This is a genomic window from Aliikangiella coralliicola (assembly GCF_007004725.1).
GTDB classification, from domain to species: Bacteria; Pseudomonadota; Gammaproteobacteria; order Enterobacterales; family Kangiellaceae; genus Aliikangiella; species Aliikangiella coralliicola.
Map to the genome: position 1 here is coordinate 67,989 of NZ_ML660166.1, position 15,910 is coordinate 83,898.

7 protein-coding genes are annotated in these 15,910 nt (G+C 42.4%); 4 read left to right on the forward strand and 3 right to left on the reverse strand.

Features of this window, described 5'->3' with window-relative positions:
• Positions 1–37: 37 nt before the first annotated feature.
• The gene (locus FLL46_RS15790) at positions 38–1,486 is read right to left on the reverse strand and encodes an FAD-dependent oxidoreductase (RefSeq protein WP_142932305.1); all 1,449 of its coding nucleotides are present in this window, start codon (positions 1,484–1,486) and stop codon (positions 38–40) included.
• The gene (gene gltB / locus FLL46_RS15795) at positions 1,483–5,931 is read right to left on the reverse strand and encodes a glutamate synthase large subunit (RefSeq protein ID WP_142932306.1); all 4,449 of its coding nucleotides are present in this window, start codon (positions 5,929–5,931) and stop codon (positions 1,483–1,485) included. Before gltB ends, FLL46_RS15790 begins: the two co-directional genes overlap by 4 nt.
• Before the next feature lie 335 nt (positions 5,932–6,266).
• Between gltB and FLL46_RS15800 the strand changes: the two genes are divergently transcribed.
• The 3 genes from FLL46_RS15800 to FLL46_RS15810 all read left to right on the forward strand — a co-directional run bounded on the left by FLL46_RS15800 (position 6,267) and on the right by FLL46_RS15810 (position 12,613).
• The gene (locus tag FLL46_RS15800; RefSeq protein WP_142932307.1) at positions 6,267–6,737 is read left to right on the forward strand and encodes a Maf family protein; all 471 of its coding nucleotides are present in this window, start codon (positions 6,267–6,269) and stop codon (positions 6,735–6,737) included.
• 244 nt (positions 6,738–6,981) lie between these two features.
• Positions 6,982–8,769 carry a DUF885 domain-containing protein gene (locus tag FLL46_RS15805; RefSeq protein ID WP_142932308.1) on the forward strand — a complete coding sequence of 596 codons (1,788 nt, stop codon included), beginning with the start codon at positions 6,982–6,984 and terminating at the stop codon, positions 8,767–8,769.
• Between the two features lie 1,015 nt (positions 8,770–9,784).
• Complete coding sequence (locus FLL46_RS15810) at positions 9,785–12,613, forward strand: TonB-dependent receptor plug domain-containing protein (RefSeq protein ID WP_142932309.1); 2,829 nt, start codon at positions 9,785–9,787, stop codon at positions 12,611–12,613.
• 141 nt (positions 12,614–12,754) lie between these two features.
• On the opposite strand, the gene FLL46_RS15815 is transcribed toward FLL46_RS15810, so the two are convergent.
• A complete protein-coding gene (locus tag FLL46_RS15815; protein ID WP_142932310.1) occupies positions 12,755–13,192 on the reverse strand; it encodes a preQ(1) synthase in 438 nt (145 codons plus the stop codon).
• Between the two features lie 517 nt (positions 13,193–13,709).
• On the opposite strand from FLL46_RS15815, the gene FLL46_RS15820 reads away from it, so the two are divergent.
• Complete coding sequence (locus FLL46_RS15820) at positions 13,710–15,797, forward strand: M13 family metallopeptidase (protein WP_142932311.1); 2,088 nt, start codon at positions 13,710–13,712, stop codon at positions 15,795–15,797.
• The last annotated feature ends 113 nt before the right edge of the window (positions 15,798–15,910 follow it).

Below are 15,910 nucleotides of genomic sequence, written 5' to 3' on the forward strand. Positions count from 1 at the left end.
TCACAACCAATATCGATTTTATCGATAATCGTCCTCCTTAAACATTGAGATAGTCGAGAATTTCTCTCGCCGCCTGACGCCCTTCGGCAATCGCAGTCACTACCAGATCGGCACCTCTAACCATATCTCCGCCGGCGAAAATACCTTCGGACTCGGTATGCTGTAAATAAGGTAAATCGGGATCGTTGGTTGATTGAGTAATGACCAATCCGTTCGACTTTTGCGTGACGCCAATGTCATCAAACCAACTCGCTGGGCTCGCCTGAAAACCAAATGCCAAAATAACAACATCTGCCTCCAACAAACTAGTTTTATCCTGATTAACAACAAAATTGCTTCTGTCATTGGAAAAATCCCGTTGCAATTCTGTCTCAGCCAGTTTAACACCACAAACCTGACCATTTTTCTCCTCAATGGATAATGGCTGTCGATTGTATAAAAACTGAACGCCTTCTTCTGTTGCGTTTTTCACCTCCTGAGGTGAACCGGGCATTGATTTTTTGTCCCTTCGATAAACACAAGTCACAGATTCGGCATCTTGCCGAATTGCAGAACGAACACAATCCATCGCCGTGTCTCCGCCACCAAGAACAACGACTTTCTTTCCTTGCATACTTTGAAATGGATAACCAGTCATCTGGTAATTTTGTTGGAGATTGACGTTAGCGACCAAGAAATCTAAAGCCTTGATAACGCCTTCTGTTTCGCCGCCGGGTAAGTTGCCGGTGACACTTTTATAACACCCCATAGCGAGAAATAAAGAGTCATAATCATCTTTTAATGACTGAACGCTAACCTGCTTACCAACCTCGGTATTAAGGCGAAACTCAACCCCAATATCTTCTAGAAATTCTCGTCTTTTTCTGACCACTTCTTTTTCAAGTTTAAAGCCCGGTATTCCAAAAGTTAATAGTCCACCGATTTCTGGATATTTATCAAACACAACTGGCTTGACACCATTTCGCGCTAATAATTCAGCGCATCCCAACCCCGCTGGTCCAGCACCGACAATAGCGACTTTTTTATCAGACATTTCCAAATTAGATAGATCCGGTCGCCATTTTTTCGCTAACGCTCGATCGGAAATATTTTTTTCAATTGCGCCGATAGTGACAGCACCGAAACCTGTATTCAGGGTACACGCTTTTTCACACAAGCGATCTTGTGGGCATACTCTGCCGCATATTTCCGGTAAGGGATTCGTTTCATGCATCAGTTTGGCGGCTTGATCGAATTGCTCTTTGCGAACTAATTCTAACCAGTTGGGAATATAATTATGTAATGGACATTTCCATTCACAATAAGGATTACCACAATCCAGACACCTTGAAGCTTGCTCTGATAATTCATCACTCGGCTTCTCAACATAAATTTCATCGAAATCTGCGCGTCTTTCGTTGATGGTTCTCTTTTTGTTCACACTTCTCGCGCGATTTAAAAACTCTAAAGGATCCCGTTGACTCGGTTTTACGTTTTGCTCACTCATTGGACAATCCTCAAAGGTGCAACTTCTACAGCAATATGCCCTGTTGTTTTAGGCACTACGACCATAAAATAGTGAAGATAATGTGGTAAGTTTTGACGTATTTTTTTCGCCCAGGGACTCCCGGTATTTTCGATATGGTTGTCGATTAATTCAATCAGCTGAGTTTGATAGCTTTCGCACTCCGGCTCTACCAGTGGCATCAATTCAACATGCTCAAAGTTGGTTCTTTTGGAAAGTGTTTCACGCAAGTCAAGAACTAACGCAAGCCCACCAGTCATTCCGGCGGCAAAGTTTTCACCAACAGGCCCCAATACAACAACTGTACCTCCGGTCATATATTCACACCCGTGATCTCCTAAACCTTCAACCACAGCGTCAGCACCAGAGTTTCTCACTGCAAAGCGCTCACCGGCTTGTCCTGCTGCAAATAAAGAACCACCGCTTGCACCATATAGGCAGGTGTTTCCAATGATGGCTCCACGTGATGCTACGTATTGAATATTCTCCTGCGGAAAAATACTAATCGAACCGCCGGACATTCCTTTACCTACATAATCATTGGCGTCTCCAGTCAGTCTCAAATGCATTCCGGTAGAATTCCAAACGCCGAAACTTTGTCCTGCGATACCTTTAAAGTTTAAATTAATTCGTTTATAACGATTTTGTTCCAGGGCAAGTTGTCCTGCTAACGCAGCGCCGACAGAACGATCATAATTTTTAATCGGGTAGGTTAAGTTCACATCCTGTAACTGATCGAATGGCAAATTAATCTGCTCATTAAAATCATTTATAATTTTCTGATTAAGTTCGCCTTTATCAAAAGGTACATTTCGAATGCGTTGATAGTGAGCAGCGCCATTCTCAGGACGCTTCGCAGAATCTAGAATAACTTGTAAATTAAGGTGATTTTGTTTGGTCGTTCTACCTTCTGCAATTTCAAGTAAGTCGGTTCGCCCGATTAGTTCATCTAATGAAGAGACACCAAGTTTTGCCAACCACTCGCGAGTTTCCTGCGCAATAAATTCAAAATAGTTGATCACTCTTTCAGGCAAGCCGGTGAAATGTTCACTTCTTAAAGTTTTGTTTTGTGTCGCAACACCGGTCGCACAATTATTTAGATGACAAATTCGTAAAAATTTACATCCCAAAGCAACCATTGGACCAGTACCAAAACCGAAACTATCAGCACCGAGAATAGCGCCTTTGATCACATCCAATCCCGTTTTTAAGCCACCATCAACTTGTAAACAAATGCGATCTCGTAGCCCATTTTCAACTAACGCCTGATGCGCCTCACTTAAACCTAATTCCCAAGGCGTTCCTGCATACTTGACCGATGTTAACGGACTAGCGCCGGTGCCGCCGTCATGGCCCGCAATCGTAATCATATCGGCATAAGCTTTAGCGACACCTGCAGCGATAGTTCCAACGCCAGGACCCGAAACCAATTTCACCGATATCAACGCTTTTGGATTAACTTGCTTTAAGTCAAAAATTAATTGCGCGATATCTTCAATCGAGTAAATATCGTGATGCGGTGGTGGAGAAATTAAAGTCACGCCTGGGGTTGAGTTTCGTAACCGGGCAATTTCCATGGTCACCTTGGAGCCGGGAAGTTGTCCGCCCTCGCCAGGTTTTGCACCCTGAGCAATCTTAATTTGCAGCACTTCAGCGTTTGCCAGATAACGGGCCGTTACGCCAAATCGTCCAGAAGCAATCTGTTTTATCTTCGAGTTTTTATCTGATTGATAACGAACCGGATCTTCCCCGCCTTCTCCACTATTTGAGCGCCCGCCAATTCGATTCATGGCCATTGCTAAAGCTTCATGTGCCTCAGGACTTAACGCCCCGACAGACATACCAGCAGAATCAAAACGACGCATGATGTTTTGCTTACTTTCGACCTTTTGCTCTGCAAGTGGATTTTGTGAAACCTTTAATTTCATCAAGTCTCGCAACGCCGCTACCGGACGATTGTTCACTTGATTGGCGTACTCTTGATACTCTGAATATTTTCCAGAATTGACCGCCTGCTGCAGTTTTTGTACGACATCCGGGTTGTAACAATGATATTCCCCGCCATGAACATATTTTAACTGACCGCTTAATTTTGTCTTTTTACTATTCTGCCAGGCTCTACGTGCAGTCAGTAATGAGTCTCTTTGAATATCTTCAAAAGTCGCTCCATCAATTCGTGAGTACATCGATGGAAAGCATAGATCAATCACTTTTTGATCAAGACCAACGGCTTCAAAAAGTTGTGCCCCACGATAGCTGGCGATAGTCGATATCCCCATCTTTGACATAATTTTTAACAGGCCCTTATTAATGCCTTTAAAATAGTTTCTTCGGGCTGAAATCAGATCGAAATCCAGGCGCGACTCGGTATGTAAATTATTAATAATTTGCAACGCCAGATAGGGGTAAATTGCTGTGGCACCGACGCCGAGTAAAACGGCGAAGTGGTGAGGGTCCCGAGTGGTTGCTGTTTCAACAATGATATTGGTATCGCACCGCAACCCTTCAACAATTAATCGGCTGTGAACAGCACCGGTAGCCAAGGCAGCATGAATAACCAGCTTTCCTGGCGCGATATCCCGATCGCTTAATCTTAAGATTACGCAACCCTGCTTAACCAATTCAACAGCTTTATCACACAGAGATTGAATGGCATTTTCCAGACTCTCAGTTTCATCATAATTCAGAGACAACAATTGATGTTGATAATAATTTTGATCAAGATCTTTAAGTTGTTCTAACTTGGCATAATTTAAAATCGGCTTACTAATAATTGCTCGTGAAGCCAGCCCATTGGTCTCCTGAAACACGTTATGTTCTCGTCCAAAACAGGTTTCGAGTGACATCACTGATTTTTCTCTTAAAGGATCAATCGGTGGGTTTGTCACCTGGGCAAACTGTTGCCGGAAATAATCAAATAAACTACGTGACTTTTGCGACAAAACGGCAATTGGCGTGTCATCGCCCATTGAGCCACTGGCTTCCTGGCTTTGATTGGCCATGACTTGAATAATTTGTTCTTTTTCTTCAACTGAAACATTAAAAAACTTTTCAAAACGCGGTAAGTTTTGCAAATTTTTATCGATATACTTTTGTGCTCCCTGCTTTTCTAACCAGGGATTGCTACGCAGTCTGATAGTGTTTTCACGCAACCACTCCAAATAAGGGTGGCGCGTTTTCAACATGTCATCAATTTTATTGGTTCGCCAAATCTGCCCGGTCGAAATATCTGCCGCAAGCATTTCACCTGGACCAACACGGTCTTTTTCGATCACATCTTCTTCATTGTAATCCCACACGCCAACTTCCGAAGCGACAGTTAAAACACGGTCTTTGGTAATCACATAACGCGCTGGGCGTAATCCATTTCTATCTAGTGTACAGGCGATTTGCACCCCGTTAGACATGACGATTCCGGCAGGCCCATCCCATGGCTCGGTATGCATCGAGTTAAATTCATAAAAAGCTTTTAGATCGGGGTCCATATTGCTTCGATTAGCCCAGGCAGGCGGCACGAGCAATCTTAACGCGCGAAAAATATCCATGCCGCCGGCGAGCAATATTTCCAGCATATTATCTAAAGACGAGGAATCAGATCCGGTTTGATTAACCAGCTGTTTTAAGTTCCCCAAATCTGGAAGTAAAGGCGTATAAAGTTTTTTCTGTCTGGCGACCGCCCAACGTCTATTGGCGGAAATCGTATTAATTTCACCATTATGCGCAAGATAGCGGAAAGGTTGAGCGTACTTCCACAGTGGCGCAGTGTTGGTTGAAAAGCGCTGGTGGAATAAACATATTGCACTTTTCATATCTGGATCAGCTAAATCAGGGAAAAACTGACCAAGATATTTTGGAATAACCAGTCCTTTGTAGACAATCATCAAGTTAGATAACGACACCACATAGTATTCTTCGTCATCGATTCGGTCTGCCGCTCTGCGACGAGCCATAAACAGCCGCCGCTCAAGATCGTATGCGCCCCAGCCAGGTGGTGCCGAAATAAAGACTTGCTCAATTTCAGGCAATGTATTCAAGGCATTTTCGCCACACACCGAAGTATCGATCGGCACTTTACGCCAACCACAAACAGTCAATGTTTCTTTCGCCAGCTCTTCCTCAAGAATTCGCCGGCTAATTTTCGCTTTATTTTGATCTTTATTCAGGAATACCTGGCCAACGGCAAATCTTTCACCCAATGTAAAACCGAGAGATTCTCCGACTTTTCGAAAAAACTTCTCTCCTAACTGAATTGATAAACCACATCCATCACCGGTTTTTCCGTCGGCATGTACCGCTCCGCGATGGGTCATTCTTGTTAATGCTGTTATTGCCGTATCAATTAATTGGTGACTTTGGAGACCATCAAGTTGGGCAATAAGCCCAAACCCGCAGTTGTCTTTGGCTTGGGACGCCTTGTATAAAGTCATATACTCCCCTTTCTGCTGTTGTTTTAACCGTGTGTGACAATCTAAATAAGTGTGCTAGATAAGTGTGTCGTTAAGATTTGGTGCTTTTGTTATTGTTTTTGTTGTGATTATTGTTGTTTTTACAGGCAAATACTGACACCGGTGTCACGTATTCTATTCTTCTAATATTACTAAGACCATATTTTTTTTCAAACGCCCGTTTATATTTTGTCGTTATAAGTATCTCAATTGACCTGGTTAGCAACTTAAATAGATTAAGTTGCGCTTATATATCAGGCTGTTACACTGATCCTCCAAATCCACTTAAATAACTTTTAATTCATAAGGCCAAAGCGATGATTAAGGAGATTTTCGAGCATATTAAGCGAAGATTTGAGCATGACTCCGACCAACCTGAATCGCCAGCATCAGATACTTCCTCACTTACTCAACTCACCACAGAGAAAATAAAAGCGCTTATTGCAGATTTGAACAATGCCCAACCGATATTTACGGAAGCCGGGTTTATCATGGAACAACTCGATATAGAAATCGGTCTAATTCCAAAATTGACCCCCCACTTTCGTCAGCTTAAAGAAATTTCCAAACAAGAAGAAGACCAACTACTCAACCAGTTAAATGATCGCAGGTTAATTAAATTTATTCTGATTTCTTTGTTTAAATCGAGTCGTATGAAAAGTCTGTTGGAAAACGCAGATATGTACTTTCATGGTATTGAAATTGATATTACCGCAACACCATCGGTTCGAACCGTATTTAAACGCGAACACTCAGTAGCTGAAACTTACGATATCACTAAACATTGAAAACGCTCAAACAGAGAATAAACTTTGGTAACAACTTATCGTTACTAATATCAGTATGCTTTTGTAATAATGCTCAGGAATATTCCTTTGGATGCAGTTTAAAACAGAGTGGCTAGAAGGATAAGAAAGAGTTCAAATAAACGAATTTGAAAATATAATCACGTTTGAATAAATAACTATAAGACAATCACTTTTAAGATTGTTACTCATAAAGACAATTACCTAATAAGACAACGAGACGACTATGAATTTAAAATCTTTGGGCATCGCGCTGACCGCAAGCGTTTTGTTGGTCGCATGCCAATCAAAAAAGACCACAGAACCTTCTCTGGCGAAGCAAACCAGCCCGGTAATGAAGCTGGTCAATGAGTATACCAAGGATAATTTACAATTTAATCCGATCAGAGCGACTTTCATTGGTATTCCCGGTTACAACGATAAATTTTCTCCGATAATAAGTGATGAAAATCGCGCGAAATATTTAGCGTTTGAAAAAAAATATCTGCAAAAAGCACTCACCGTAAACGCTGATAATCTCCAGGGTCAAGACCTGTTAACTTACAAAGTTTTTCTCAGGGATCGTCAAATGGCCATTGAGGGTAATTCTATCCCCAGCCATTTGGTTCCCATCAATCAAATGTATGGTTTTCATAACTTCTTTGCTCAACTCGGCTCAGGGCAAAGTGCGCAACCGTTTAAAAATGAACAAGATTATCGCGACTTTATTAAGCGTTCTGTAGGGTTTGCCAAATGGATGGATAGCGCGATTGAAGCCATGCGAAGAGGGATTCAGCAAAACATAGTTCAACCACGACCTATTGTAGCGAAAGTTATTCCACAGCTAAAAACACATCTGATCAGTGACGTGAGTGAAAGTTTGTTTTATGGACCGTTAAAAAAGTTACCTGACACAATCGATGAAAGTAGTCGTTCACAATTGATAAAAGACTATGAAGATAATATTCGTCAAGTCATCATCCCCGCTTATCAGCGCATGTATGATTTTATGCAAAGCGAATATTTACCAGCCGCACGTGAAACAGTCGGCTTATCAGAATTACCCGGCGGCGAAAGTTGGTATCAATTCATGATAAAAACTCATACAACCTTACCGCTGACTTCAGATGAAATTCACGACTATGGTAAACAGGAAGTGGCGAGAATTCTGGCCGAAATGAAAAAGGTAAAACAAACGGTAAAGTTTGATGGTTCACTCAGCGAGTTTTTCGAATTCTTACGAACTGACGATCAATTTTACTACGACAATGAACAGGATTTGGTTGATGCCTACACCAATGTAAAACATAAAATTGATGCAAAACTTCCAATGCTATTTGAAGTATTTCCAAAAGCAGATTATGAAGTTCGGCCAGTTCCGAAATACCGCGCTGCATCCGCGGCAGGCGCTTCCTATGAAGGGCCGGCCCCTGACGGTTCTCGCCCCGGAATTTTCTTTATCAATACTCACAATTTGAAATCACAACCTAAATTTTTAATGGAAACCCTTTCCATCCACGAAGCAGCTCCTGGCCATCACTTTCAAATAGCCATTCAACAAGAAGTCAAAGATTTGCCAAACTACAGAAAGTTTGGTGGTTACACCGTTTTCGCCGAAGGCTGGGCGCTTTATGCGGAAAGCCTGGGTAAGGAGTTGGGGCTGTTCACTGATCCCTACATGTGGTACGGACGATTAGTAGATGAACAACTAAGAGCAATGCGATTAGTGGTTGATACGGGACTTCATTCGAAAGGTTGGACTCGAGAACAAGCGATTGAATACATGCTGGCCAATTCTTCAATGGCTCGCTCTGATGTTGAAGCTGAAGTAGAACGCTATATCGTTATCCCCGGACAAGCGCTAGCCTATAAGATAGGTCAGCGAAAAATCAGAGAATTGCGAGAGTACGGAGAGAAAACGCTAGGAGATAAATTTGACGTTAAGAAATTTCATACTCAAGTATTAATTGACGGTAGTTTGCCAATGCCAATCCTGGAAGAAAAGATTAAGTTGTGGCTGGCAACACAGGGTTGAGATAAATAAGCCCTGGCTAAGTAATTCCCGGCCACTCTGTTTACTTAGCTGGTGGCATATACCAGCGCTATTTCAAACTCGCTATTCCCCACACTTTTACTTGTCGTGGGGAATCCAGATAAACCGCTTTTGATTTTTGCACATTCGAATTCAGGTTATCTAAAGATTAAATGTCACTTAGCAGGCAGCTTTTAATAACAAATATCTAATAACAAATATCGATTATCCCTCTCCGTATTTCATTTCAAATTCCAGCTCGAATTCGACTAATTACAACCAATAGTCTCTAAAAGAAACAGGTTTCATGAGCGAACAGCAAAGACATCAAAAATCACAAATTTCCGAAAGTTGCGGGTCTCTAGATTAGACGAACCAGTAAATAAACTTTATTTCTTCAATGCATTCTTTGCATAAATTTAGCATTAAAATCAAAGAGTTAAATATTTCGTTCAATACCCTACTAAGTGATATTGAACTCGTAAGAAGACAATATCAGCAACTTCTGAAATATGGTAGCGATAGCCCTTCCCTTTTCTCCTTCGCCAAAAACAACCGCTAAAAACGCCAAACCAAATTAAAGTTCAATGGCATGATTTCTTCTAATCATCCCCTGCTAACCCAATCGCTTATTGGCAAAAATCAGCGCCGAAAAAATACCTCCACCATACATTTTATTGGATTCAATATATTTTATATTGCACACAATATTTTTTTAAGGTAAGGTTCTCTTATCGCGATAGTTTGCTTTAACAAGTGGTTCGGCAGGTTAAATCGGAATTCCCCGTTTCGGTTTTAGTTTTTACCTGACGCGCCGTGAAAACCCAATTTGACGTTATTTATCAGCGACGAAGCCAGGTTTAATTCAAGCAAACATCGCGATTATTGATAACAAAAAACACGAACAAATCTGGACCATAAAAATTAACTTATAAAAGTTAACTGACAAAAAAATAACGCGATCGTGGTGAATTTTTTCGATTTGCGATCCGCAGCTTTATCAAAAAGAGGTACTTTTATGGAGCTTAAATCACTAGTAAAACTCATGGGAATTGCTTTAACCGGCTCAGCATTGCTTAACTCAACCCCCTTGATTGCCGCAGAAGAAATTGAAGACTCTGCTCAGGAAGAAGACGAAAATAAAGTCGTTATTACTGGTTCTAGGATCAAAAGAACCGATGTTGAAGGTGTTACACCTGTCACCATTATTACCGCAGAAGAAATCGAACGTCAGGGACACGCGAATGTCTATGAGGCTATTCGTAACCTGACTGCGAACACAGGCGGTGTACTCGACGAACAACAAACTAATAGTTTCACTGCCGCTGCACAAGCAGTTAACCTCCGAGGATTTGGTCCCGGACGCACGCTGGTACTCCTGAACGGCAATCGTTTACCAACCAATCCAAAACCATATGGTGGTGAAGACAATTTCGTTAATCTCGCACTTATACCGACGACAGCGGTCGACCGTGTCGAATACTTATCAAGTGGTGGTGCGGCAATTTATGGCTCCGATGCAATCGCCGGTGTAATCAACGTGGTACTGAGAGATGACTACGAAGGCACTCAAATTTCTGCTCGATACACAGATACCAAAGACGGCGGCGGCGAAACTTATCGACTCAATCTGATGGGTGGATTTGCCGGCGACAAATATTCCTTTAACTACGGCTTTGAAGTCGATAAGCGTACCGGCCTGTTCGGTAGAGATCGCGACTGGCTGGATGAGGTGACCGATAGCCCGGCAGAAGATCCCTGGTTAGTTAATGACCGAGATATTCTAATTGCCTATCCATTTGGCAGAAATGGCTTACCTAACTGGAGTTATCAAGATCCGGGCGCGGCGGCTTGTGACACAAACCCTAATTTTGACTATTCAAATCGACCCGGTCGGGGTAATTTTTGTGGTCATGATAGCACTGGCGACAGAGCGCTAAGAGCGCCCAGAGACAGATTTAACGCTTTCGCCAACTATACCTATCAACTGAATACAGACCATGAATTTTTTGTAAACGCCCTGGCCTGGAAAAGCGATGCGGATGCTGAGCTTTACTATACCGGCTGGTGGCAGCAAGTTTCTGTGGTACAAGATATTACAGCGGCGAACCCAACCTGGCTTTATGATCTTTATTATCAACGTACATTTGCGCCAGAAGAAGTCCCCAACGAGCAGTCTTTCGACGAATCAGCTTATGTCGTGAACTTCGGTTTCGAAGGCTCTCTAACTGACGAACTTGACTATAAACTCGCCCTGTCTCTGACTGATTATGACTACAAAGAGGCTATTGCTCGATTTAGCCAGAATGGCGGCCTGATGGCATTCTTTGGTGTAGACGGCAACGATCCAAATCGCAACCGATTACTCGACTCTTGGGGTACCTACCTGCTCCAACCATCAGATCTCGCCGCTGACGGTTACACCTCTTTGAATGGCCTCAATATGTACAACTACTTCAACAACGGCGAACTTGATGGCATGTATGGCTTATCAACCGCTGATGGCGGAAGTTATGCCCGAAGTGTTTCTTTTGAGGTTTCTGGTGATGTAACTGAACTTGATGCCGGCATGATATCTTTCGCGGCTGTCGTTGAGTGGAACGAACAAGGCTACAACCTTGATATCGACCCAACAACTGACAATGGCGAATACGTTGGCTGGTCGGGTGTTGGCGGCCGTGGTGATAGAGATCATTTCGCGGTTGGCGCAGAATTCCTGATCCCGTTGACAGACGAACTTGAGGCAACAGTCGCGGCTCGCTACGATGATTACCAGGACGATTCTGAGGTTGGTGGCTCACCGACTTACCAGCTAGGCCTTTCCTGGAGACCAAGCGACGATTTCTTAGTCCGTGCAGCTTACGGGACAACCTTCCGTGCGCCTGATTTACACCGCTTATTTGCAGACAATAATCAGTTCTTTAATAACACGATTGACTATTATGCCTGTATGCTCGAGAACAATGCCACACCGGAAACTGCAAACGAGCTATTTAAAGAGTGTGCGCAAAACGGCGACTCGGTTAATACCCGTCAAAATACACAAGGTGATCTAAGCCTTGAGGAAGAGACCGGATTTTCAGCGAACTTCGGCGTAGTTTGGTCCCCCATTGAAGAGCTCGACCTGAGTTTGGACATTTATCGGATCCGAATTGAAGATATGGTCACAACGCTGAGTGCTTCAACCTATTCTCAACTTGAAGCAGAGTGTCGACTAGGTTTCGATGCTAATGGCGATGCCGTTGACGGAAACTCAGCTTACTGTCAGGAGCTCTATACCAGAATCCAGCGACAAGCTGGGCCCGTCGCTTCTGAGGTAGACCCGATTAATGAAGTGTTTTTAAGTTCAATTAATATGGGTTTACAAGAACAGACAGGTGCTGACGTTAACATCAACTACAAATTGGAAACTCAGGACATTGGTGAATTCAACTTTGGCGTGAAGTATAGCTATGTTGATGAAATCAAAACCCAGGTGCTAAGAACCGATGAAGTCGATGAAGACGTTCGTGACACTAGTTATTACAACAATCCATATCGTCACAGAGCGACTATCTCAACGTCCTGGAGTTACAACGATTTAACTACAACGCTTTACTTCAACCGAGTTGGTAGTACGCGTAACTGGGCCGGAGACGACCGTACACCAGCTTACACCACAGCTAATTTGCACGTGAATTACCGTTATGACAAACATCTCAGCGGCTCATTCACCATTGTGAATCTGACTGATAGCCGACCACCAGAAGAAGCGAAGTGGGAATCGTGGCCTTTCTATAACGATTACGCTTACACCAATGGTGGTATAGGTACAGAATACTTTATTTCCCTGAACTACGAGTTTTAGCCTATTAATCCTCGTCTTGGCCTCTTTCATTAGAGGCCTTTTTTATCCATACTTTTCCCGTTCCAGCTTTAACTAACCTAAGGTTAATTAAAGCCAATTTATAGGGAATGATCTTGCCAGAACACTCACCTTTTATCGAACTCAGTCCAGTCTCTGCCATTCATCAACATCGGGCATCCAGTCTTTGTATTTTTCATTTCCGCCGCGACTCTTCCAGTCAGAATCAATCGTTAAACGAGAACTGATTCCGCCTCGCGGGTTACAGTTCATCACCATTCGCAACCTTTCAGGTTGATACACTTCTATCAAATGGTCATAAAAAATATTAATCAGGCGCTCATAAGAAACCACAATATCTCTGAGCTGATACACATAGAGCTTGAGCGCTTTTAACTCGATAATTTTAGGACCTGGGTACATGGTTAAGAAAATTGTCGCAAAATCGGGCTGCTCCTGAACACCTAAAAATGTAAACTCAGGAATTTTAATATTGATTTCATAGGCCTGACTAGAAGGATTAGGCAGAGCGACCAGCATATCTTTATGAATTTCCTGGTAAGTCTTCAGTTTACTTGACATTGTAATTTTTCCTCAACGAATTCAAAAAGCTTGGTATTTAAACGGTTTTCTATCAAATAATATAGTCTGTCTATAAAAGAACATGTCTATAAAAAAGTTTGTCTACAAGAAGGTTTGATTAATACGTAATTGGTCACAAACCCCGGTAGTAGGGGTTTTCATTGTCTCGTGCTGTTATTACCAAAAAGTCCGATATACAATTCAAAATAGCAAAACGGTTAATATTCAGTAACGAATTCAGCCATTTATTCCCTTGCCATATCAGCCCAAATTATGCTTTTATAATCGGCTAATCGGCCCTCATGGGCTTGAATGGTCATTCTGGGCCATAAACTGCGGGTCATAATCAGGATCATAAATTAAGTGCGTGTATCCGGTAGCTCTGAAATAAGCACGACCTGAAAGTAAAATAATAGGCTAAAGGCTTTTGCGCTTTAGCCAATCATCATTATTACACCAAATAATTATTACTTTACATCAAATAAATATTACTACAATAACCAGACGGGAAAATCCTATGAATAAAAAATTACTTGCCAGTGCTGTCTGTCTTGCGCTAGTGACAGCTTGTAGTCAACAAGACTCGGATAAGGCGGCGCAAACAGAAGTGAAGAAACCTGCTGCCGAAAAAAAAGTTGCTACTAAGACAACCTTAAAGTCAGGCATAGAACTCGCTAATTTGGATAAATCAGTCCGTCCACAGGATGATTTCTACCGGTATGTTAATGGTTCTTGGTTAACGAATACAGAGATCCCCAGCGATAAATCTCGATATGGCTCGTTTACTGTGCTGCGAGACAAGTCACGTAAAGATGTGAAAGCAATCATTGAAGAAACAGCAAAACTCGAAAATGTTGAAAAAGGATCGGACGCACAGAAAGTTGGTGATCTGTATCGTAGCTACATGGATGTTAAGAAATTAGACGAGCTCGGTGTCAGCCCTATTCTTCCTGAACTTGAAAAAATCGGCGGACTGCAAAACCATGATGACATTTCCGCCTATTTTGCAGAAACACAAATGTTAAACAGCGACGCACCGTTTGGCTTTTTCGTCAACAACGACTCGAAAAACCCGACTAGCTATATCGTCTATCTGACTCAATCAGGATTGGGATTACCTGACAGAGAATATTACCTCAAGACTGACGAAAAATCGGTTTCGTTGCGCGATGCTTACCTTAAACACATTGAAAAAATGTTCCAATTAGCAGGCTCTAAAACCGCCGAGCAAGACGCAAAAGCCGTGATGGCACTTGAAACTGAAATAGCTAAGTTACACTGGAACCGTGTTGACAGTCGCAATAGAGACAAGACCTACAACAAAGTTGAAACAGCAAAACTTTCCGAGCTTTCAGGCGAGTTTAACTGGCAAGCTTACCTGACTCATGCCGGTATAAACGCTGAAAAAGAAATTATTGTCAGGCAACCCAGTTACATCGAAAACTTTTCCAAATTGTTTAAGGCGACTTCAGTCGACGACTGGAAACGCTACTTAAAATGGACACTCATTAACGCTGCATCAGGCATTTTAAGCAGCGAGTTTGACCAAGCTAATTTTGCATTTTATGGAACGACATTAAATGGTACGCCAGAGCAGGAAGTCCGTTGGAAAAGAGCCGTAACTTCGGTTAATCAATTACTCGGTGAAGTTGTTGGTAAAATTTATGTTGAAAAGCATTTTAAACCAGAAGCAAAAGCACGCATGGTTCAGTTAGTCGAAAACTTGAGAGAAGCTTACCGAACGGCCATTATCGATCTCGATTGGATGGGTGAGGAGACTAAAAAGCAAGCATTGGATAAGCTAGCCAAATTTACCCCGAAAATTGGCTATCCTGACAAATGGCGCGATTATTCTGCGTTAGAAATTAGCGCTGATGATCTGGTTGGAAATTACAAGCGTGCTGCGCTTTTCGGTTATCATCGCCAAATCAATAAACTTGGTAAGCCAATCGATAAAACAGAATGGTTTATGTCTCCCCAAACGGTTAACGCTTATTACAATCCAGTGATGAATGAAATCGTATTCCCAGCAGCCATTCTTCAACCACCATTTTTCAATATGGCAGCAGATGATGCTGTTAATTACGGCGGGATTGGCGGTGTGATTGGTCATGAAATGGGACATGGTTTTGATGACCAAGGATCAAAATCAGATGGTGACGGCGTCCTAAGAAATTGGTGGACAGATAAAGATCTGGAAGAATTTAAACTGCGCACCGGCAAGTTAGCCGCTCAATATAGTGCATTTGAACCGCTACCAGGTGAACATATAAATGGTGAATTAACTTTAGGCGAAAATATCGGTGATCTCGGTGGGCTAACTATCGCACACAGAGCATATAAGCTTGCGTTGAAAGATAAAGCAGCACCAGAAATTGACGGCTTTAGCGGCGAGCAGCGATTTTTTATGGGTTGGGCGCAAGTTTGGGCGTACAAATATCGTGATGAAGCGATGAGCAATCAAATCAAAACAGGCCCCCACTCTCCTGCTAATTTTAGAGGAAACGGTCCTTTGATGAATATGCCTGAGTTTGTTAAAGCTTACGATGTTAAAGCAACCGACGGAATGTATCGCAAGCCTGAAGATAGAGTCAAAATCTGGTAATCAGATTCTATTCAACCGAGATTTCTCGACACAAAAAAAGGAAGCGTAGCTTCCTTTTTTTAAACCCAAATAAGATTACTGATAATTTGTAGAATAAGTAACCCCAGCTCGGG

Coding starts and splice junctions, on each gene's coding strand:
- FLL46_RS15815 (WP_142932310.1), bottom strand. CDS start 13,192: ATGTCAAGTAAACTGAAGACTTACCAGGAAATTCATAAAGATATGCTG.
- FLL46_RS15810 (WP_142932309.1), top strand. CDS start 9,785: ATGGAGCTTAAATCACTAGTAAAACTCATGGGAATTGCTTTAACCGGC.
- FLL46_RS15790 (WP_142932305.1), bottom strand. CDS start 1,486: ATGAGTGAGCAAAACGTAAAACCGAGTCAACGGGATCCTTTAGAGTTT.
- FLL46_RS15800 (WP_142932307.1), top strand. CDS start 6,267: ATGATTAAGGAGATTTTCGAGCATATTAAGCGAAGATTTGAGCATGAC.
- FLL46_RS15805 (WP_142932308.1), top strand. CDS start 6,982: ATGAATTTAAAATCTTTGGGCATCGCGCTGACCGCAAGCGTTTTGTTG.
- gltB (WP_142932306.1), bottom strand. CDS start 5,931: ATGACTTTATACAAGGCGTCCCAAGCCAAAGACAACTGCGGGTTTGGG.
- FLL46_RS15820 (WP_142932311.1), top strand. CDS start 13,710: ATGAATAAAAAATTACTTGCCAGTGCTGTCTGTCTTGCGCTAGTGACA.